Origin of the sequence: Methanobrevibacter sp., from assembly GCF_045646205.1 — an archaeon.
In the GTDB taxonomy this organism is placed as follows: Archaea; Methanobacteriota; Methanobacteria; order Methanobacteriales; family Methanobacteriaceae; genus Methanocatella.
Window position 1 is genome coordinate 1 of sequence record NZ_JAZRKF010000019.1, and the last position, 18,935, is coordinate 18,935.

Genomic DNA, 18,935 nt, shown 5'->3' on the forward strand with positions numbered 1-18,935 from the left:
TTAAAGAGACTGATGAGCAATAAACCGAAGATTATTCCAAAGTTAAACATGTCTAAGAAATATGAAAATACATTAATTGCTGTTGTTAATGGATACATATAGCCAAATGGAGGGTATGCTTTAAGTGCAATATTAATAAAACACCAATAACAAATAGAAATGATGAACATTATTGAAATGAATTTTAAAATATTATTTGTTGAATCAAATTTAGGGGTGCTCACTGATTTTCTATTGAATTTAGTATACCATAGTTTATATGCAATAATGGAAATGAAAAATGTAATTAAAAAGTCGGTAATTGCCGTTAATAAATCACTGCCAATACTAAGCTCATAAAAGAACATTGCAAGTGAATGACCTAATGCTCCAAACGGACCAAACATCATAGCAAAAACAGGGCCAAGTCCGATATCAGGAACTATAAACAATCCTGCAATAGTCAAGTATCCATATACATAACAACATATTGCTCTAATAATGAATGTAAATATGAAAATAAATAGTTTATTATTAAAAAGTTTTTTAAGCATATTAATCTGACTCAAATTATTGAATATCATATAAATTTAACATAATTCAATTAAATTGTCCTCCAGTTATAATTTTTATTGTTATAATTTATAAATTTAATCAGTAATTTTTGGTTTTAGTATTAATTTTGGTTTTTTATCGAAGTGATGTGATTCATTAATATATGTGGATTATATTATGATATCAGGTTATAGCTATTTTCAACCAATTCAAAGAGTTTTTCATCACTAATTCTCTCATCCAAAGGCACTGTAATCCAGTGTTTCTTGTTCATGTGATAGCCTTCAAGAATTGACACACCATCAATGACATTTGAGACATTGTCGTGCTTTAAGACAGCTATTTCTATTTCGCCTTCACCATCAAGACCTATTTTTGATTTGTCAAGCGCCACAAGAAGGACAAACCATTTATTGTTATCTTTGTTTCTGTAGATGGCATCCTTTGGAAATTTTTCCCAGAGAAACTCCAAATCAGTGTTATATGTGTTTTCAACCTTATCCATCAATCTTTTTGTTTGTGAAAGCTTGAAAACATTTGATCTTGTGCATTTCTCAATAATGTCTGTGATTATGATTTCATATTCAATTTTCAGTTCTGCTGCAAACTTCCCTATTGGAGTTTTCACATCAACCAAAACATAATCCTCATCCATTTCCAAATCAATCACTTTGGAAAATAATGTATCCTTTTCATAGCTTATCACAGCCTTGAAGTTGGGATTGGAAAGGGTCTTTTCAAAGACATAATCCTGATTAAATCCGTAGTCAATCAGTTTTGATTTAATTATTTTCCTATTTTCAAGCAAATCAGACAAATCTCTCATGGATTAATATCTTGAAATTAAAATATTTATATGCTATTTTTTAAAATATTATTATGGAAGAAATATTTGAGGTAATCGGTGTTGAACACTTAAAGACAATATTGGCCGGATTGTCTCCGGAAGATGTAGTAAAGCCTGCTTATGACAATTGGTTTCCAACCCAAAAGACAGGCCATACCATTCTGGATCTGGAAACGGGTGAAGTCCGTGGACTGTCAATAGAACACAATCAGATGCCATTACAATCAATGATGTATATTGAATTATATACAATAAAATCAAGCGATTACCCGATAGATGCTGAAGAACTATTTTCAAAAACGGAATACGATGAATTCCTGGACTTCATGGAAGATGAACCTTCTGAATTTGCACCGGACATGGTCAGCATTTTCTGCGAGGAAAACGATATTGATGAGGATTCACGAAGTATCGGAATATTGGCCTACAGATTTTCCAAAGATGAGCAGCAGAATTATAACATGTGGGAATCAGCCATATTAAACAAGTATTATGACAAGACTGATGAAAACCACAATCCGTTCAAGTTCAGCCAAAGCAGTTTATGATGGGGGAATAATCATTAAGTTCATTACATTAATATTGAAAAATCCTTTTAGAAACAAGACCCGCAGTGCTCTCTCAATTATAGGAATAGCTATTGGGATTGCTACAATCGTTGCCCTGGGCCTTATCACTGCAGGTATGGAGGATTCCGTTCAGACAACATTCAATGAGGGCGGAGCGGAAATCACGGTTACAAATGCAACCAATGTTGGAGGGTCTTCCGGTCTTCTCAGTTCATCCTTTATTGATGACTTGAAAAATATGACGAATGTATCGGACGCTGTCGGCCAGCTTTCGGTAAGCGAGGCCAACCAGTCATTAATGCAGTCAAGAAGTCCTGTTATGGGCACGACTTTTTATGGAGTAAATGCATCTAAATTAAATCTGGTCGGAATCACCAATATTAACGGCACGGCTTATGGGGAAGACGCATATGAAGTAATCATCGGTGCAAGATATGCTGATTTGAATAATTTAAGTAAGGGTGACAACTTAAGCTTTTTGGGTCATGATTTTGAAATTGTAGGAATTTTTGAAACCGGAAGCATGATGACGGATAACGGTGTATATACCTCACTTTCAAAACTTCAAAACATTTCAGATACCGATAAGGTCTCATCAATTCTCGTTAAAACCTCAGAAGGTGTCAATGACACGATTGTCAGTCAAAACATCAGGGACAAATATGAAAATGTATCCACCCTGACCAGTGAGGAAATGTCTTCAATGCTTGATGATGTAATTGGTATACTGGATGCTGCATCTCTTGCAATTTCCGGTCTGGCAATTATCGTTGGAGGAATAGGTGTCATAAATACGATGGTAATGACAGTATATGAAAGGACAAAAGAAATAGGTGTTTTAAAGTCCATAGGATGGAAAAGCAAAAAGATATTGAAAATGATTTTAGGAGAAACCCTGGTTATAACAACACTGTCCGGAATTATAGGTTCTGCTTTCGGTATTTTAATCGCTGAAGTCGGTGTTAGACTGATTGGAACCGAGGGATTTTCACTTGTCTATACTCCAAAGACTTTTATCATGGCATTCGGAATTACATTAATCGTGGGAATCATCGGCGGACTTTATCCTGCATATAAGGCATCAAAACTTGCTCCGACAGAAGCATTGAGGTATGAATAGGTGATTTGATGGAATTGATTAGATTGACAAATGTCTTAAAACAGTATGATGGCGGAGCAGTTACAGCTTTAAACAACATTAATCTTTCAATCGAAAAGGGAAGCTTTGTTTCCATTATAGGACCATCAGGATCAGGCAAGTCAACATTATTGAATATGCTTGGTGCACTTGACACGCCGGATTCAGGTCATGTCCTTATTAACGGTGTTGATTTGGCCAGAGAAAAGGATTTAAGCGATTTCAGACGTCATGAAATTGGTTTCATATTCCAGCTTCACAATCTGTTGCCTAACTTGAATGTTCAGGAAAACGTTGAAATACCATTAATGGATGCGGATATGTCTGAAAAGGACAAGCACAGAAGGGCATTGCTTTTCATTGAAGCAGTCGGTCTTTTGGATAAGAAAAAACAAAAGCCAAATAAACTGTCTGGCGGTGAACGTCAAAGGGTAGCTATTGCAAGGGCTTTGGTTAATTTCCCGTCAATAATACTTGCAGATGAGCCTACGGGAGCACTTGACACTAAAAACGGCCAGAAGGTACTTGACGTTTTAAGGTTTGTTCATGAGTCAATTGACGCTACATTAATTATAGTAACCCACGATATAGATGTTGCCCGCTTGGCCGATAGGACAATAGAAATAAGGGACGGTCAGGTAATAAATGATTATTATAATCGATAATCATTCTTCTTTTTTTGGCTGCTTATCAAGCTGGAACTTTTTACGTCCATAACATGACAATGGGTTATTTATTCCTTTGCATGAGCCGTCAGGCTTACATAACTGCGGCAAATGGATTTTTATTTTTTCACAGCTCATTGGAGTGTACCAGGTAGTTTCCCCTTCATGGTTGATGTCAATTTCGCTGTGCATTCCGAAACCTAACTTTGAAATGATATTTACCTTTTCCTGTGGCTGGTCTTCAAATAATGGTGGTGTACAGTTGTCGGCCGCATCAAATATCAATGGTAAAATCTCATTTTGAGTAATTGTTAAGTCAGGATCCACATCAGATACCTTAATCGTTTCATCGGATGCAAAAATCCTTGGATACAGTCTTGCATAGGATGCAAATGAGGTTAATAAAAGTACAATAGCGTCGTTACGTCCACCGGAAGACACTCCGTTAACGGTATTTTCAATGCATGGCGGGAATGCTTCAGGAATCAGTTTTCCTGCCTGTACAGTTCCGTAAATTCCACCGCTTCCTGCATAATACTGATTGTATTTGCTGATTTCTTCGGGAATAAACTCTTTGAGCTCTTCGGATAACTTGACGATTTCGGGATGCATTTCAACCCTTTTGGACATTTCTTTAATTCTTGCAATATATTCTTCTGTTTTCTGCATAATCAGACGTGACAGAATCAGCTCCTTGACGCTGTCTCCAACCAGAATATTGTACATTCTGTCAGGGCTTCTGTCTGTAAATTCATCAGCGTAATTGTTTAGAAATTCGTCCTGCTGAAGGATAATGTCTCCGTCCTGAATGAGCAGTTCACTTAACTTAAGCTTTTTGGTAGCTATTACGTCCTTTAGGGAACTCCATTTGATTGAACCGTCAGTTTTTATCTCATCCAGTATTTCATCAATTATCTCTTCCCTTGTGGCCGGTGTTAATTTGGCCAGTCTCTCCTGAATTAATACTCCCTGGGATTCAATGAAAAGTCTTGCTTCTCTAGAACCTGTATTGAACTGTATTGCAATTGCCTGGCAGAGCACGTGAAATATTACAACGTCCTGTTTAAAAATAGCATCATTTAAAAGGAATTCGAATTCATTCTGATTATACTTTTTATTGTTTTTCTTCTCGATTGCCCACTGCATTCTTTTAAATGCCAAATCCTTATAAGATTTTGGTATTAATGAATCATCTGAGATTTTCTGGTTTGTTGTATGGATTACTTCTTCAATCAGGTATTCATCTTCTCTTTCCAACTGATTCAAGTCTCCATAATCTTTTATGATTTCTCTTCCTTCATTTGATAATGGGTTGATATATGAGATTTCTGCCATAATTTTAGTTTTAGTTTCATATATTAAAAAATTAACTCATTTTTAAAAGCAATATTTCCTTCATGTTGTAATTTTTTCATAAGTTTAATCCATATTTGAACAATCAAAAACCTTTTTTTTAAAATAATATTATATATTATGCAAAACTTAAATTAATATGTCGATTAAGTTTTTTTTAAATGGGGTTGTTATGATATGCTGATGAATGAGGAGACTAAACTGAACAAGAATCATTACAGAATTTTTGCCTTAAGCTGGGCAGGCTGGGTCTTTGATTTTTACGATCTTGTTTTATTCACTTTTTTGGTATCCGAAATCCAGGCAAGTTTAAATATAAATGCAGAAATGCTTGCGTTGTGTTTGGGAATATCATTATTTGCAACGGGCTTGGGCGGAATTATTTTTGGAGCATTAGGCGATAGATTTGGTCGTAAACGTGTACTGCAGTGGACCATTATTATCTATTCGCTTGGTACACTATTATGTGCTTTTTCATGGTCCTTTTACTCCCTTGTGATATTTAGATTTATCACAGGCTTGGGTGTTGGAGGAGAATGGGCAACCGGCCAGACATATATCAATGAAACGTTTCCAGACAAGTTCAGAGCTAAATTTGGAGCATTCATGCAATCCGGTGCCCCTGTCGGTGTGATTTTAGCTGCAATTGTTGGAGGATTAATAAGTCCTATTATCGGCTGGAGAATGACATTTCTTGTCTCAATACTTCCTGCACTTGCAGTGGTTTCGGTGAGAAAACGTCTTAATGAATCCGATGTTTGGCTTCAAAATAAAGATAAATATGCTCATAAAAGCATTTATCATGAATTCAAAGGATTATTTGCTAAAGAATACAGGAAATTATTCCTGATATCACTGATATTATGCATATTCGGTATGTCTGCATATTGGTATACATATTCATGGCTGCCTACCTATCTTACACAGGAAAGAGGCCTGACAATGGTCGGATCAACGCTTGGAATCATATTGATTCAAAGTGGAGATTTCATTGGTTATACAACATTCGGTTTTGTTGCTGAAAAGCTTGGAAGACGTCCCGCATTTACAATTTACGCTTTTGCAATGGCTTTCGGCATATCCATGATAACTCTCTGCTGGAATCAAATCACACAAATCCCTGACCTGATATTTGTATTCATGTTCCTGACAGGTTTTGGAACAGGATTCTTTGGAGGATTTGGTGCGCTGTTCTCAGAACTTTTCCCTACAAAGATAAGAAATACTGCTGTTGGAACGGTTTTCAACTTAGCTCGGGGAATACAATTCGTAACTCCTGTAATCATAACAATTGTTGCTACATACTTTGATTTGGGCTTCGGTATAGCTATTGCTGCAATGTTTGCTTTCCTTTGTGGTGTTTGGATTTGGGTGTTCCCTGAAACCAAAGGAACAGTACTTAATGAACTGGATTAATCACTTTGCAGGAAAGCTTTGATGATTAATTCCACTTTGATTATTTAAAAAATATGATGCATCAAAGTTTCTTAATAGTAATTGCAATTAATGTCTTTTTAGGCATTAATCAATTATCCTTTTTTTAATTTCAAATCTAAATAAATCTTAAAAAAATAATACTATATAAACTATGAAAAACATATATATTTATGCTTAAAAAATTTAGGAGAAAAATAAATGACTAAGATTTTTATTTCATGCGCACTTCCTTATGCAAACGGTCCGTGTCATTTGGGCCATATACGTTCCACTTACCTGCCGGCAGACATTTATGCCAGGTATAACCGTATGATTGGCAATGACGTGCTGATGGTTTGTGCTACTGATGAACATGGAACTCCAATTGCAGTTAAGGCAGATAAAGAAAATAAAAAGCCTATTGAGATTTCCAAAAGATATCATGACATGATTGTTCAGGACGTTGAATCAATGAACATTTCACTGGACAATTTCACAAGAACAACCGATGAAATCCATTATGAAATAGCTCAGAATTTCTTTAAGGACTTATATGATAAAGGATTAATCTACAGACTTGACATTCAGCAGCTGTACTGTGAAAACTGTAAGAAATTCCTGCCTGACCGTTACGTTGAAGGATTATGCCCTGCATGCGGAAGCGAAGCCCGTGGAGATCACTGTGAAAAATGCGGAAGAGCACTTGATCCGACTGAACTTGACGAACCGAAATGTATGACCTGCGGTTCCACACCTGTAATTAAAGACACTTATCAATATGCATTTAAACTGTCTGAATTTGAAGACACCTTGAAGGATTATATTGAAAATAATGAGAATTTACCGGCAAACGTTAAAAACTACGCATCAAACTGGCTTAAAGAAGGCCTTAACGATTGGGTTTTAACTAGAGACATGGACTGGGGAATTCCTGTACCATTAGATGAAGCTGAAGGCAAGGTATTATACGTTTGGATTGAAGCGTTTTTAGGCTATATTTCCTCAGCGGCCCAATGGTCCAGAAAAACAGACGTTAAATGGGAGGATTACTGGAATGATTATGTAGTTCATTTCATCGGAAAGGATATCATTTACCACCATTCAATATTCTGGCCGGGATTACTGACCGCTTACGGATGCAAAAAGCCGGATATGATTTATGCAGGGGAATTCCTATCCCTTGAAGGGGAAAAGATGTCCACCAGTAAGAACTGGGTTATCTGGATTGCTGACTTTGTAAAGGATTTCGAGCCTGATTTGCTCAGATACTATCTGACCATCAACGCTCCTTTAAATAAGGATTCAGACTTCTCATGGGATGACTTCCAGAGAAGAAACAACGATGAGCTTGCAGACGTCATAGGAAACCTGCTTCACAGAACTTTCACATTTACCCATAAGTTCTTCGACGGCAAGGTGCCTGAGTATAGAGCTCCATCTGAAGAGGACTTATCCTTTGAAGCTGAAATCAACAGACTGCCTGATACAGTCGGTGAATTAATATCCAATTACGAATTCCGTGAAGCCCTGCTTGAAATATTTAAAGTAGCTAAAATAGGAAATAAGTATTTCAACGATCAGGAACCATGGAAAGCGGTTAAGGAAAACCCTCAAAAAGCCGCCAATACATTATACTTATCTAACCAATTGGCAAAAGCGTTGGCTTATGTATTAAAACCGTTTTTACCAACCAAAGCTGATGAAATAGCTGAAATTTTGAAATTGGATAATCTTGATAACTGGCAGGACGCTAAAGTGTTCCTTCCAAGCGGTTATGAAATCGCAAAGGCAAAACCGCTATTCAAAAAGATTGAAGATGACGTAATTACTCTTCAAAAAGAAAAATTACAAGAAAACTTAAAAGAAAATGAGGATGATAATATGAGTGACATTATAGACATTGATTACTTTGATAAAGTTGACATCAGAATAGGCCAAATTAAAGAAGCCGAAAAAATCGAAAAATCCGATAAACTCCTGAAATTACAGGTCGATATTGGAGAAGAAACCAGACAGATTGTAGCAGGACTTGCAAAATTCTACGCACCTGAAGAATTGATTGACAGAAAAGTTGCTGTTTTAGTCAATTTAAAACCTGCTAAATTATTCGGAACATTATCTGAAGGAATGCTTCTTGCAACCGGAGAAAGCGGAGCATTGCTTTCACCTGATGATTGTGAAATCGGCGAACAAATTCAATAAATTTGATTTATATGGAAGAATCTGTCCTGGTAATTAAGGCCGAGAAATACCTAAAGGAAATTTCAGATGATGATATCAGTATGGAGAATATTGATGAATTTGAAAATTTCAAAACTCTCTACTTTAAACTGGATGACAGATTGGAATCTTTAAAACAGCTCAGACGTGATATGGAAGTACAGGGATACAGTACTCCATTCGCATCTTTGAACAAATATGGAAATAAATCAATAGGCGAAGTCTCTCTTGATGAAGTGAGTGAAAACAGCAGACACAACCAGATGTTTAGAAATAAGGCTAACGCCAAGAAAAATATCCTCGACAGGGTAAAGTCAGCCATTGACTCACATCAGATTGCAATTGGAAATCTTGAGCAGTTCGGATATTTGAAATGCGATTCCTGTTATAAGAAATATTCAATGTCCGAATATAAACAGCTCAAAGGCAAATGCAGCTGCAAAAGCGAATCATTTTCATTTAAGATAAGCAGACAGAAGACCTGCAGGATTGAAATAATTCCATATTTACCATTATCCGGTAACTATCGTGTATTGATGTCAGAATTATCAAAATATGGCAGAAATTCATTTAAAAAAGTCATCAATGCACTTAAACAGGAACGTACCGGACATGTAAAAACCATTTCACCGTTATTTAGATATAAGGATAAAAACAATCGCTGGCTGAGAAAAAGGGCTACTTTTGATTCTGAATTTGTGGACAACTATGAAGAGGAACTTAGAAAAAGATATGGAAAAAACGTCAGAATAGAAAAGCTGGAATTCCACAGAACAAGGCCTGCAATAATTGACGATAAACATTCAAGAACAGCTATTGCACTGGGTTATGTTCGCTATGCTGATAAAATTATCGAAACGATTCGTGATGACATCTTTAAAAGACAGCTGTCTGATTTTAAAAGAATCAACACCTATGATGAAATAATTCATAAGTACAACAATACCACACCTAACTTCATTGATGAATATGACATTTCAGAAATTGAAAATTGGAGAGAAAACAAAATCAATGAGGAATTGAAAAAGCTCAGATATCTCAATCGCTACGGTGAGATAAACAGATCACTTAAAAGGGATTTAAAAACCCGGGATACCATAGTAAAGTCAATATTTGAAAATATAGCTCCTGCATTAATCAGCTGGGATATCTTCAGATATTACCTTACGACCTCTGAAAGCAACCGCCGCCTTAAAATAGGACCATTTCCATACATCCGTGTTGAACTGGACCGCCAGCAGAGAAAAGTCTTTGCACAGACATTTCCAAAGGTCATCGATATCCTAAACCAGTTCAGTGATATCAGAATACTTGACGTGGATGAAAAGGATTTGATTTTATATGAAAAATTCAAATTCGAAAAGGAAATGAAAAACTCAAATATCAAGGTCAACCATCCTGCCTTAGGCGCAGCAATACTAAACTTAAACAGCGAAATTGATTTGGAAAACATAAGCAATTCATTCAACGTAAACGAGTCCAAAATCAAAAAGGAAATTAAAAATATTGAAAACATCAGGAATCCGAAAACGGACAAATCCAAAAAGTTCCTGGATTTGATTAAAAGGTAGTGCTGGCCATGGATGAAGATGTAACCATAATTCACATTACTGAAGCCCTGTCTTCATTTAAGATTGTTAATTTACTTGAAAGCTATCCGAACCTTGAAAAAATAACCTGTTCACCAAGTGTTTACAACAGAACCTCAAATACTTATATTGAAGCTTTAAATCAGCTGGACATTGAAGTTGTAAAGGAATATCATTGGGGAGCCAGTAAAAAGCCCTGCGACTATGAAGATGAATTGTTAAAGCTCGCCGGTGAAGGATATAAGGCATCAGAAATTGCAGAGATGCTGGGTATCACCGTTAACAGGGTTTATTATCTGCTTAGAAGAAATAAAACCAAACTTGAAACCAACACCAAAAAATATGATTATGCCCAAGTCAAGTCTTTAAGAGATGACGGGCTTAAAGCTAAAGAGATTTCCGAGAAATTAAACATCCCCTTAAGGACAGTTTACTATATTCTGAACAATAAATAATTACCTTTTGATTAGAATATTGATTTTTAAAAATTTAATCAAGAATAAAACAATAAAAAGAGTATGAAAAATGAAGAACCTACGGCCACCTAATTGACCATAATAAACTATGGAAAGTCGTCACCCGTGGCGACAAGGACTTGTAGGCTGAACTTATAAAAAGTTTTTACCTCCCAATCTTTCACTTAAAATTTATGAGCATATCAATATTTAAACATTTCTGAATTCTATCAAGTTCAGCTAATGAAGAAAGATTTATTCTTTTTTTTTGTTCTTCGATTTATTGTCTGATTCAATCAAATCTTTAATTTTCTGGTTATTATTCATATTTGAATAATACTTGTAGGAATCATCAAATATTAGAACCATTGTTTAGCGATAATTCTTAATAGGTTATGTTTGGGTTTGTTGGGTCTAATTGACACTCTCTATAGTTTATAAATTAAAAAATAATAAAGTTTATATACAATTTATTTAATAATATTCATTAGAGTTTAAAATCCATTTCTGGGTACTTAAATCTATTTGTATAAGTAAATTAACTCAATGTCTATCTGTTCAGCATGCAATCATGTTATAGACATTGATTTAACTTATTAATTTATTTTTAATTTAAGTATTTTTCCTATTATTTTACATTAATTAATAATTTAAAATAAAAGTAAAAAAAGTATTTGAGAGATTAAAGAACCCCAATGCCGAAATAATGTCGCCTCCCGTGGAGACGAAGCTTAGAGGGGCTGAACTTATAAAAAGTTTTTACCTTCCAATCTTTCACTTAAAGTTTATATGCATATCAGTATTTAAACATTTTTGAATTCTATCAAGTTCAACTAATGAAGAAAAATCTATTCTTTTTCACTTCTTAGATGTATGATAGAATTTTTTTACGCAAAATATCACAAATTATTTTTTTAACTATTAACATATACTATATTAAGTGATTGTTATGATGTTGTTACCTCAACTCCCGTTATATGTTATAGCTATTATCTGTGGATTACTGGCTTTTTCAGTAACCCATTTGTCAATGCCTAGAATTATTAGAAAGTTGGAAAAAGCTGATATTGTAGGAAAAGACCTGCATAAATCATGGAAACCTATTGTTGCCGAGATGGGTGGATTCGGAATCCTTTTCGGTTTTATTATCGGAATGTTTTCAGGTATCTATATGCACGATATCCTGGCATATCCGTTATGTATCGTGTTAATTGTAATACTGCTTGTCGGAATTATCGGAATCGTTGATGATTTACTTGTTTTGTCTTCAAAAGAAAAGCTGTTCCTGCTCTTTTTGGCAGGTCTTCCATTGATTTGGGCTGCACCTGCAAATGTCGGAATAGTGTATTTGATTTCAATTCCAATAGCTGTTTCAATCGGATCCAACTTGACAAACATGCTTGCAGGTTTAAACGGTATTGAATCAGGTTTGGGTATCATCTCACTTGCTTCTCTAACGATTTCATGTATAATTTTGGGAAAATATGACGTAACAATCATCAGTATGAGTATGCTCGGTGCATTAATCGCATTTTTATATTATAACAAATATCCTGCCAAGATTTTCCCAGGGGACACCGGTACGCTAATTATCGGTGCTGCAATCGTTTCAATTGCATTCATCGGTAGGGTTAAGCTTATTGCTTTAATCGTTTTAATGCCGAATATCATTGATGCGGCAATGAAATTTTACAGTGCAGGCGTAATGGAGCGCCAGCAGTTCAAGCCAACTCAGGTTGACGATGAAGGTAAGTTAATAAGGCCTGAAACCGGTTTCAAGTCATTAATCAGATGGGTTATCAGAAGACCTATTACAGAAAAGCAGGCTGTTCGCATAATATGGGGAATCGGTTTAATTTTCGGTATTTTAGGTATATTCGTCGCATTAACTATGCCTGGAGTTATAGGTAATCAGACATTGGCAAACTTCCTTCAAATTAAAGAGATGTTTTATCATATCTGAGGTGATTTAATGAAACCTTACGTTATTTTAAATGCAGCAATGACACTTGACGGCAAGATTGTCACTGCAAAAAACAGTTCAAATATTTCCGGTGAAGAGGACTTGAAAAGGGTTCATGAGCTTAGAAAAAATGTGGATGCAATAATGGTGGGTATCGGAACGGTGCTTGCAGATGATCCAAGACTGACAGTTCATAAAGTTGATGCAAACCCTGATGACAATCCCGTTCGTGTAGTGGTTGACAGCAGATGCAGAACTCCTGTGGCTGCTAGAATAACCAACAAGGATGCAAAAACCATAATTGCTGCGGCTAATGAGTTCAAGTACGATTTTTTGGTAAGTGACAGATGCAATGTGTTCAAGCAGAGGGGAGTGGAATTCTTCTTTTCAGGAGATACCAGAGTCGATTTGCCTGCATTAATGGATTATTTATATGATAATGGTATCAAGACGTTAATGCTTGAAGGCGGAGCTACACTTAACTTTTCCATGATAAAAGAGGGCCTCATTGATGAGATAAGAATATGCATTGCACCTAAGGTTGTGGGTGGTGTTAATGCAAAAACGTTATTTGACGGTGACGGCTTTGATACGATGGATGAAGGGGTTGATTTGGAACTCACAGATTCATTCACGCTGGGAAAAGATTTGATATTGATTTATAAGGTTTTAAAATAGATTTCAAAACATTCCCGCATAACCCAGGTCTTTACAGACACAGTATCTGCATAAGGATCTTTTGTCATTGATGTATCTGATACGGCCTTTGCAGTAATATGCGCCATCAAATTCATATACTTCATCATTTCTATCGTCACTGAAAGGATGGAGGGGTTTTTTAGCTATAAATACCAGATAAAGAGATAAATATTTAGTAAACTCACGGTTTTCAACGTCTCCTCCGGCAAAAGTGTCAAAGTAGTAGTTTATGTCGCCTTTCATCTTGTTTACGGCACTGTCCTTAACGTTAAAGTCATCCTTAATTTCAATGGAATAGATTTCATCATAGGCTTCGGAATTGTATTTGGCCAGTTTTTTAACCAATGGGTCTTTGTACCTCTCATCCGTAACCTTGTTTTTAAGATATTCGATAGGATAATCTTTAAGTTCAGTTCTGATTATTTTTAATAGTTTTGATGCTTTCATAAGATTCCTTTGCTTTTAAGTAATTCACGGGGATTGTCTACAATAGCTTTCATGGCTTCCTCATCACTTAAACCTGCTCCACGTGCTATTTCATATGATTTTTCAAATGTTATCAAATCGGAAGGTGCGTGGGTGTCTGTATCAACGAGCAGTTTGTTTCCAACTTCACGTGCAATGCTTGCAACATGTCCGTTTCCAAGACAGTGTCCTTTACGTGCACTGATTTCCAGATAAATGTCATTTTCAAGTGCAAGTTCAGCTTCTTCTTTTGTAATTAATCCAGGATGGCCTAAAATGTCAACGTATTTTGATTTGACTGCTGCAAGGTTTGTACCTGGCGTTACAGGTTCATTCAATGTTTCACCGTGGACAACAACAATTTTTGCACCTAATTCTTTAGCTCTTTTTGCAATTCCGTCAATGGATTCTATCGGTGCATGAGTAACTTCAGCTCCTAAAACTGCAGTGATGTCCCAATTTTCATTAACGTCATCAATTGCTGACTGTATTTTAGGAATTTCCTCTACATTGGAATAATCAACGTGATCTGTAATGGCTATTACTTCATGATTTAATTTTAAAGCTCTTCTTGCAAGTTCGGATGGCAATAACTCGCCGTCACTGAACAAACTGTGCATATGTAAATCTATTCTTTTATTCATTTAAAAACCTCAATATTAGATATTATTCACTTATAATTTATATATTACTTTTCATAAACAAAAAATATAAAGAATTAAATTCTCATATTTTGGGGGAAATAAAAATGAATCAAAAATTATTACTGGCTTTACTTGCTATTTTTCTTATAGCAGGTAGTATGGTTGCTGTTTTTGCTGAAGATGCAACTTTGGGCGATTTGAAATTTGAAGTTCCTGATGACTATAAAATCTCAGAAACTAATGACACTACTGTTGTTTTAAAAGATGGGGATAAAACCATTATTATTTCAACAGAAATTATTGGTGATGATGCAATCGATGCATTTTTAGCTGCAAAAGGTTATAAATTGAATGAAACTTTATCAGGTAACAGTACACATACCGGTACTGGATTGAACGGACAGTATAGTTACGATGAAAGTACTTTCATTAAAGATAAAGGATTTTCAGTTGCATATCTTTTAATTAAAGATAATAAGCCTATTTCTGTCATTGGAATTGATGATGATTTTGATGATGATTTTGATACTGGCGATTATAGTAAAATTGAAAATGCAGTACGGGATGTTGCAAGTCAAATCATGTTACGTAAATAGATTATCCAATCTATTTTATATTCTTTTTTTTAACTAATTTTATATATTATCATGAATATACTCTTAATTACTAAAACTTTTTTAAAGGAGATTACTGTTATGATAGCTAAAGCTACAAAAATCGCTGATGGAGTTTACTGGGTAGGTGTTCTCCATTGGAATAGTAGAACTTTCCATGGATACGGCATTCCTGGAACTACATATAATGCATACTTAGTATTTGGTGAAGAAAAAACTGTACTGATAGATAATGTCTATGGTGGACTTGACAATCAGTTATATGCAAGAATCGAGGACGCATTTGCTCAGGAAGGTAAAGACATTAAAATCGACGTATTTGTCCAGAACCACTCTGAAATGGACCATTCCACTCACTTAAGAGAAACTATTGAAAAATACAACCCTGAAGCTGAAATCTATGCTTCCCCTAACTGTGCCAAATTCCTGGAACAGCAATATCACAATTTCGGAGATTTGGAAATTAACACAGTTCAGACAGGTGATGAACTTGATATCGGCGGAAGAACTCTCGCATTCGTTTCCGCTCCGATGTTGCACTGGCCTGACAGCATGTTTACATTTTTGGTAGAAGAAGGTATCCTATTTTCCAATGATGCATTCGGTCAGCACGTATGTCACTCCAAAAGGTTTGATGAAGACTATTCATTGGATATCCTAGAAAAAGAAGCCAGAAAATATTACGCTAATCTTGTAACCTTAGGTTCACCTATGCTCAGGATGAAATTGCAGGAATTAACCGACAACGGCATTGTGGATCAAATCAAAATGATTGCTCCATGTCACGGTCAAATCTGGAAAAACCCTGGATTTATCATAGATTTATATTCCAAATGGGGTTCCGGAGTATGTAAAGACAAAATCACGGTTATTTATGATACTATGCATCATTCAACTGAAAAATTGGCATTCCAGATTGCTGAAGGTATTGCCAGTGAAGGCGTTGAGGTTGCAATGTACTTTATGCAGCATGACGGACCTGATGATGTAATTACAGACATTTTGGATTCAAAAGCTATTGCACTTGGTGCTCCTACCATGATGAACAAGCCTTTCCCACGTATAGGTAACATGATGTACTGGCTTGACTGTGTTAACTTTGCAGGAACAACCAGCAATAAAAACGCTTTAATCTTTTCATCTAAAGGTTGGGGTGGAGGAGCTGTTAAAAAACTCCAGGATGAATTGGAATCTTCAGGATTTAACGTAACCGATACTTTAGACGTTACTTTCGTTCCAGATGAAGACATCTTACAGGAAGCTTTCAACAAAGGTGTAGAGCTCGCTAAATCCATTAAAGAATAATTTTTTATTCTTTATTATTTTTTTTCAAATTTTTAATTGTTGTGTTTCGCAACATTTATATATTAATTCCTTCAAATATATCTATAACAATAAGAAGGTGTAAATTATGGCAAATAGTTTAGTTATTTATTTTTCCCGTGCAGGTGAAAACTACTTTGGCGGACAGTTAAAAAACATAGAAAAAGGAAATACTGAAGTTATAGCAGAATATATCCAGGAAGAAACCTCTGCTGATTTATTTAAAGTAGAACCAGCAAATGAATATCCTGCAGATTACATGAAATGTATTGATGTGGCTAAAAAAGAACAGCAAGACAATGCAAGACCTCCAATTAAAGAAACATTAACTGATATCAGCGAATACGATACTATTTTCATCGGTTTTCCAAACTGGTGGGGAACACTTCCTATGCCGATGTGGACTCAATTGGAAGAGTTGGATTTCGCCGGAAAAACAGTTAAACCATTTGTAACTCATGAAGGCTCAGGATTCGGATCTTCTGAAAGGGATTTGAAAAAACTCTGTGAAGGGGCAGAAATCAAAAAAGGCCTATCCATTCCAGGCGCAAACGTATATGGCGCAAAGGATATGGTATCTAATTGGGTAAGTGAATAGGATGGCTGAGGAAATATTATTCGGCAAAGGTGAAGAAAACCCCTTCGGCGAATTTTTCACCGGACAAAGCTATCTGAAACTTCTAGCCCAGGAAGGGGAAGTTATGGTAGCAAATGTCACTTTCGAACCGGGGTGCAGGAACAACTGGCACATACACCATGCTGATGAAAACGGCGGTCAGATATTGCTAGTAACTGAAGGTGAAGGATGGTATCAGGAATTTGGTCGTGATGCCCGTAAATTGAAAGTTGGGGATGTGGTTTGCATTCCTCCAAACGTTAAACACTGGCATGGGGCAGCTAAGGATTCCTGGTTTACTCACATAGCCATTGAAGTGCCTGGGACTAATCCTGAAAATGAATGGTGCGAAGAAGTGAGTGATGAGGAATATCTGAATTTGGAATAAACAGATTTATTATTAATCACCACCATATTTTTTATTATGAATGTTTCATTTTTCATACCGGCACATATCACCGGTTTTTTCAGTATTGAAAACAATGCCGACCCTTTAAAAAACGGATCCTGCGGTGCCGGATTTTTACTTGACCGTGGAGTCAAAACGACATTAGAGGATTCTGATGAATTCAAGATAAATGTCAATCAGGGTTCTGATATTGTAATTAATGAAGTCCTTAAGTACTTTGACATTAAAGATGCTTTAATGATAACTCAGGACATTCAGCTGCCGATAGGTGCGGGATTTGGAACATCAGCCGCTTCCGCATTAAGCTTATCTTTGGCCTTAAACGAATTTTTTGACTATGGATATTCATATGATGAATGCGGCCAGATTGCCCACAGGGCTGAAGTTTCACTTGGCGGAGGTTTAGGTGATGTTATAGCTCAGACAGGTTCAGGAATGGTTTTAAGAACTAAACCCGGAGCTCCTGGAGTAGGTGAAATCAAATCCTTTGATGAGGATTTATTCATTGCCACCAAATTCTTTGGAGAAATTGACACTTCATCCATCATAAGTAATCCTGAGCATAAAAAAAGAATATCTCTAAACGGCCATGAATGTATTGAAAAATTCAAGTCAGATTCTTCTCTTGAAAACTTCCTGAAGCTTTCTTTAAGATTTTCTCAAAATACAAAATTAATGACTGGTGAAGTTGAATCTCTCGTTAATTATTTTAATTTGTCAGATGATATTTTGGGTGCTTCGATGGCAATGCTTGGAAATACTGTATTTGCCTTTGCAGATAATGAAAGCACCTTCAGGGATTTAAAAATTAAAAACCTGAATATAGATAAACTATACACAAAGAGGCAATTATGATTAAATTATGCTATGACGTTACAGATTACAGAAGACAGATTCGTGATGTAATTAACGATGGTGATAAGGTAATTGAGCTTGGATGCCACACCGGAAACACCTCTAAAGTAATTCTTGAAAATGATGTTGATTTAATAGCTATTGATAACTCTCCCGAAGCCGGAAAAGAAATGGAGAAACTTAATTTGACTTTCATTAACGCCGATGTCCGGCTTCATGAAACATTGTCTCAAGTGTTTAAGCTTATTCAAAGATGTGACGTTCTAGCCATTGACTTGGGCGGAGGATACCATCCCGACACTGTTTTTAAGGTATTCTACATATGGTCATCCACTTTCAAGCCAAAACACACCATAATAAGAAATCGTGGACTGGTCGAGTTTTACAATTCCGTAAGTGAAGTAAGTGGGGATTATGAATCTGAGGACGGATTTTTGGATTCATATAAGGACAGCGGCATTCCACCTCAAATAAAGGAATTTGACCTATGGACACCCATGCCAAAAAAATAATTTACCATATTTGAAATTAAACTATATATAACATCAAAAATATAGTATA

At 35.8% G+C, this 18,935-nt stretch carries 20 protein-coding genes; 15 read left to right on the plus strand and 5 right to left on the minus strand.

Translation table 11 applies throughout. The features are described from left to right. Both ACKI44_RS03590 and ACKI44_RS03595 read right to left on the minus strand, forming a co-directional pair. A partial coding sequence (locus ACKI44_RS03590; protein WP_407421611.1) for a hypothetical protein occupies positions 1-533 on the minus strand: 533 nt, incomplete at its 3' end. A 176-nt stretch (positions 534-709) separates the two neighbouring features. Then, positions 710-1,360, minus strand: coding sequence for an MmcQ/YjbR family DNA-binding protein (locus ACKI44_RS03595; RefSeq protein WP_407421613.1), 651 nt, complete (start codon positions 1,358-1,360; stop codon positions 710-712). 53 nt (positions 1,361-1,413) lie between these two features. Here ACKI44_RS03595 and ACKI44_RS03600 point away from each other — a divergent pair, with 53 nt between their 5' ends. Genes ACKI44_RS03600 through ACKI44_RS03610 form a run of 3 tightly spaced genes read left to right on the plus strand, consistent with a single transcriptional unit; the run spans position 1,414 to position 3,753 of the window. Next, positions 1,414-1,929, plus strand: a complete 516-nt coding sequence (locus ACKI44_RS03600; protein WP_407421615.1) for a hypothetical protein — start codon at positions 1,414-1,416, stop codon at positions 1,927-1,929. Next, the gene (locus tag ACKI44_RS03605) at positions 1,874-3,070 is read left to right on the plus strand and encodes an ABC transporter permease (protein WP_407421617.1); all 1,197 of its coding nucleotides are present in this window, start codon (positions 1,874-1,876) and stop codon (positions 3,068-3,070) included. Before ACKI44_RS03600 ends, ACKI44_RS03605 begins: the two co-directional genes overlap by 56 nt. An 8-nt stretch (positions 3,071-3,078) precedes the next feature. After that, entirely contained in the window at positions 3,079-3,753 is a 675-nt protein-coding gene (locus tag ACKI44_RS03610) for an ABC transporter ATP-binding protein (RefSeq protein ID WP_407421619.1), read from the plus strand. On the opposite strand, the gene priL is transcribed toward ACKI44_RS03610, so the two are convergent. Then, a complete protein-coding gene (priL, locus tag ACKI44_RS03615) occupies positions 3,754-5,088 on the minus strand; it encodes a DNA primase large subunit PriL (RefSeq protein WP_407421621.1) in 1,335 nt (444 codons plus the stop codon). It abuts the gene before it with no gap. Between the two features lie 201 nt (positions 5,089-5,289). Here priL and ACKI44_RS03620 point away from each other — a divergent pair, with 201 nt between their 5' ends. From ACKI44_RS03620 to ACKI44_RS03645, 6 genes are all read left to right on the plus strand, one after another. After that, positions 5,290-6,522: an MFS transporter gene (locus tag ACKI44_RS03620; protein ID WP_407421623.1), complete on the plus strand. Its 1,233-nt coding sequence runs from the start codon at positions 5,290-5,292 to the stop codon at positions 6,520-6,522. Positions 6,523-6,741: 219 nt separating this feature from the next. After that, positions 6,742-8,724 carry a methionine--tRNA ligase gene (gene metG, locus ACKI44_RS03625; protein WP_407421625.1) on the plus strand — a complete coding sequence of 661 codons (1,983 nt, stop codon included), beginning with the start codon at positions 6,742-6,744 and terminating at the stop codon, positions 8,722-8,724. An 11-nt stretch (positions 8,725-8,735) separates the two neighbouring features. Beyond that, positions 8,736-10,313, plus strand: a complete 1,578-nt coding sequence (locus tag ACKI44_RS03630) for a DUF530 domain-containing protein (protein WP_407421627.1) — start codon at positions 8,736-8,738, stop codon at positions 10,311-10,313. Positions 10,314-10,321: 8 nt separating this feature from the next. Beyond that, positions 10,322-10,786, plus strand: coding sequence for a hypothetical protein (locus ACKI44_RS03635; RefSeq protein WP_407421629.1), 465 nt, complete (start codon positions 10,322-10,324; stop codon positions 10,784-10,786). A 949-nt stretch (positions 10,787-11,735) separates the two neighbouring features. Further along, positions 11,736-12,749 carry an MraY family glycosyltransferase gene (locus ACKI44_RS03640; RefSeq protein WP_407421631.1) on the plus strand — a complete coding sequence of 338 codons (1,014 nt, stop codon included), beginning with the start codon at positions 11,736-11,738 and terminating at the stop codon, positions 12,747-12,749. Positions 12,750-12,758: 9 nt separating this feature from the next. Further along, complete coding sequence (locus ACKI44_RS03645) at positions 12,759-13,427, plus strand: 2,5-diamino-6-(ribosylamino)-4(3H)-pyrimidinone 5'-phosphate reductase (protein ID WP_407421633.1); 669 nt, start codon at positions 12,759-12,761, stop codon at positions 13,425-13,427. A gap of 3 nt (positions 13,428-13,430) precedes the next feature. On the opposite strand, the gene ACKI44_RS03650 is transcribed toward ACKI44_RS03645, so the two are convergent. Continuing rightward, positions 13,431-13,895 (minus strand): DUF2115 family protein, encoded by a 465-nt coding sequence (locus ACKI44_RS03650; RefSeq protein ID WP_407421635.1) that lies wholly within the window; start codon positions 13,893-13,895, stop codon positions 13,431-13,433. Next, positions 13,892-14,557, minus strand: a complete 666-nt coding sequence (locus tag ACKI44_RS03655; protein ID WP_407421637.1) for a histidinol phosphate phosphatase domain-containing protein — start codon at positions 14,555-14,557, stop codon at positions 13,892-13,894. Before ACKI44_RS03655 ends, ACKI44_RS03650 begins: the two co-directional genes overlap by 4 nt. 104 nt (positions 14,558-14,661) lie before the next feature. Between ACKI44_RS03655 and ACKI44_RS03660 the strand changes: the two genes are divergently transcribed. From ACKI44_RS03660 to ACKI44_RS03685, 6 genes are all read left to right on the plus strand, one after another. Beyond that, positions 14,662-15,153: a hypothetical protein gene (locus ACKI44_RS03660; protein ID WP_407421639.1), complete on the plus strand. Its 492-nt coding sequence runs from the start codon at positions 14,662-14,664 to the stop codon at positions 15,151-15,153. A 99-nt stretch (positions 15,154-15,252) separates the two neighbouring features. After that, positions 15,253-16,476 carry an FprA family A-type flavoprotein gene (locus ACKI44_RS03665; RefSeq protein WP_407421641.1) on the plus strand — a complete coding sequence of 408 codons (1,224 nt, stop codon included), beginning with the start codon at positions 15,253-15,255 and terminating at the stop codon, positions 16,474-16,476. A 106-nt stretch (positions 16,477-16,582) separates the two neighbouring features. Further along, positions 16,583-17,092, plus strand: a complete 510-nt coding sequence (locus tag ACKI44_RS03670) for a flavodoxin (RefSeq protein ID WP_407421643.1) — start codon at positions 16,583-16,585, stop codon at positions 17,090-17,092. A gap of 1 nt (position 17,093) precedes the next feature. Next, positions 17,094-17,498 carry a cupin domain-containing protein gene (locus tag ACKI44_RS03675; RefSeq protein WP_407421645.1) on the plus strand — a complete coding sequence of 135 codons (405 nt, stop codon included), beginning with the start codon at positions 17,094-17,096 and terminating at the stop codon, positions 17,496-17,498. A gap of 36 nt (positions 17,499-17,534) precedes the next feature. Continuing rightward, positions 17,535-18,374, plus strand: coding sequence for a pantoate kinase (locus tag ACKI44_RS03680; protein WP_407421647.1), 840 nt, complete (start codon positions 17,535-17,537; stop codon positions 18,372-18,374). Beyond that, positions 18,371-18,886, plus strand: coding sequence for an SAM-dependent methyltransferase (locus tag ACKI44_RS03685; RefSeq protein ID WP_407421649.1), 516 nt, complete (start codon positions 18,371-18,373; stop codon positions 18,884-18,886). Before ACKI44_RS03680 ends, ACKI44_RS03685 begins: the two co-directional genes overlap by 4 nt. The last annotated feature ends 49 nt before the right edge of the window (positions 18,887-18,935 follow it).

Excerpts from the sequence above, each read along its gene's own strand:
- ACKI44_RS03595 (WP_407421613.1), bottom strand. The coding sequence starts at position 1,360 with ATGAGAGATTTGTCTGATTTGCTTGAAAATAGGAAAATAATTAAATCA.
- ACKI44_RS03600 (WP_407421615.1), top strand. The coding sequence starts at position 1,414 with ATGGAAGAAATATTTGAGGTAATCGGTGTTGAACACTTAAAGACAATA.
- ACKI44_RS03605 (WP_407421617.1), top strand. The coding sequence starts at position 1,874 with ATGACAAGACTGATGAAAACCACAATCCGTTCAAGTTCAGCCAAAGCA.
- ACKI44_RS03610 (WP_407421619.1), top strand. The coding sequence starts at position 3,079 with ATGGAATTGATTAGATTGACAAATGTCTTAAAACAGTATGATGGCGGA.
- priL (WP_407421621.1), bottom strand. The coding sequence starts at position 5,088 with ATGGCAGAAATCTCATATATCAACCCATTATCAAATGAAGGAAGAGAA.
- ACKI44_RS03620 (WP_407421623.1), top strand. The coding sequence starts at position 5,290 with ATGAATGAGGAGACTAAACTGAACAAGAATCATTACAGAATTTTTGCC.
- metG (WP_407421625.1), top strand. The coding sequence starts at position 6,742 with ATGACTAAGATTTTTATTTCATGCGCACTTCCTTATGCAAACGGTCCG.
- ACKI44_RS03630 (WP_407421627.1), top strand. The coding sequence starts at position 8,736 with ATGGAAGAATCTGTCCTGGTAATTAAGGCCGAGAAATACCTAAAGGAA.
- ACKI44_RS03635 (WP_407421629.1), top strand. The coding sequence starts at position 10,322 with ATGGATGAAGATGTAACCATAATTCACATTACTGAAGCCCTGTCTTCA.
- ACKI44_RS03640 (WP_407421631.1), top strand. The coding sequence starts at position 11,736 with ATGATGTTGTTACCTCAACTCCCGTTATATGTTATAGCTATTATCTGT.
- ACKI44_RS03645 (WP_407421633.1), top strand. The coding sequence starts at position 12,759 with ATGAAACCTTACGTTATTTTAAATGCAGCAATGACACTTGACGGCAAG.
- ACKI44_RS03650 (WP_407421635.1), bottom strand. The coding sequence starts at position 13,895 with ATGAAAGCATCAAAACTATTAAAAATAATCAGAACTGAACTTAAAGAT.
- ACKI44_RS03655 (WP_407421637.1), bottom strand. The coding sequence starts at position 14,557 with ATGAATAAAAGAATAGATTTACATATGCACAGTTTGTTCAGTGACGGC.
- ACKI44_RS03660 (WP_407421639.1), top strand. The coding sequence starts at position 14,662 with ATGAATCAAAAATTATTACTGGCTTTACTTGCTATTTTTCTTATAGCA.
- ACKI44_RS03665 (WP_407421641.1), top strand. The coding sequence starts at position 15,253 with ATGATAGCTAAAGCTACAAAAATCGCTGATGGAGTTTACTGGGTAGGT.
- ACKI44_RS03670 (WP_407421643.1), top strand. The coding sequence starts at position 16,583 with ATGGCAAATAGTTTAGTTATTTATTTTTCCCGTGCAGGTGAAAACTAC.
- ACKI44_RS03675 (WP_407421645.1), top strand. The coding sequence starts at position 17,094 with ATGGCTGAGGAAATATTATTCGGCAAAGGTGAAGAAAACCCCTTCGGC.
- ACKI44_RS03680 (WP_407421647.1), top strand. The coding sequence starts at position 17,535 with ATGAATGTTTCATTTTTCATACCGGCACATATCACCGGTTTTTTCAGT.
- ACKI44_RS03685 (WP_407421649.1), top strand. The coding sequence starts at position 18,371 with ATGATTAAATTATGCTATGACGTTACAGATTACAGAAGACAGATTCGT.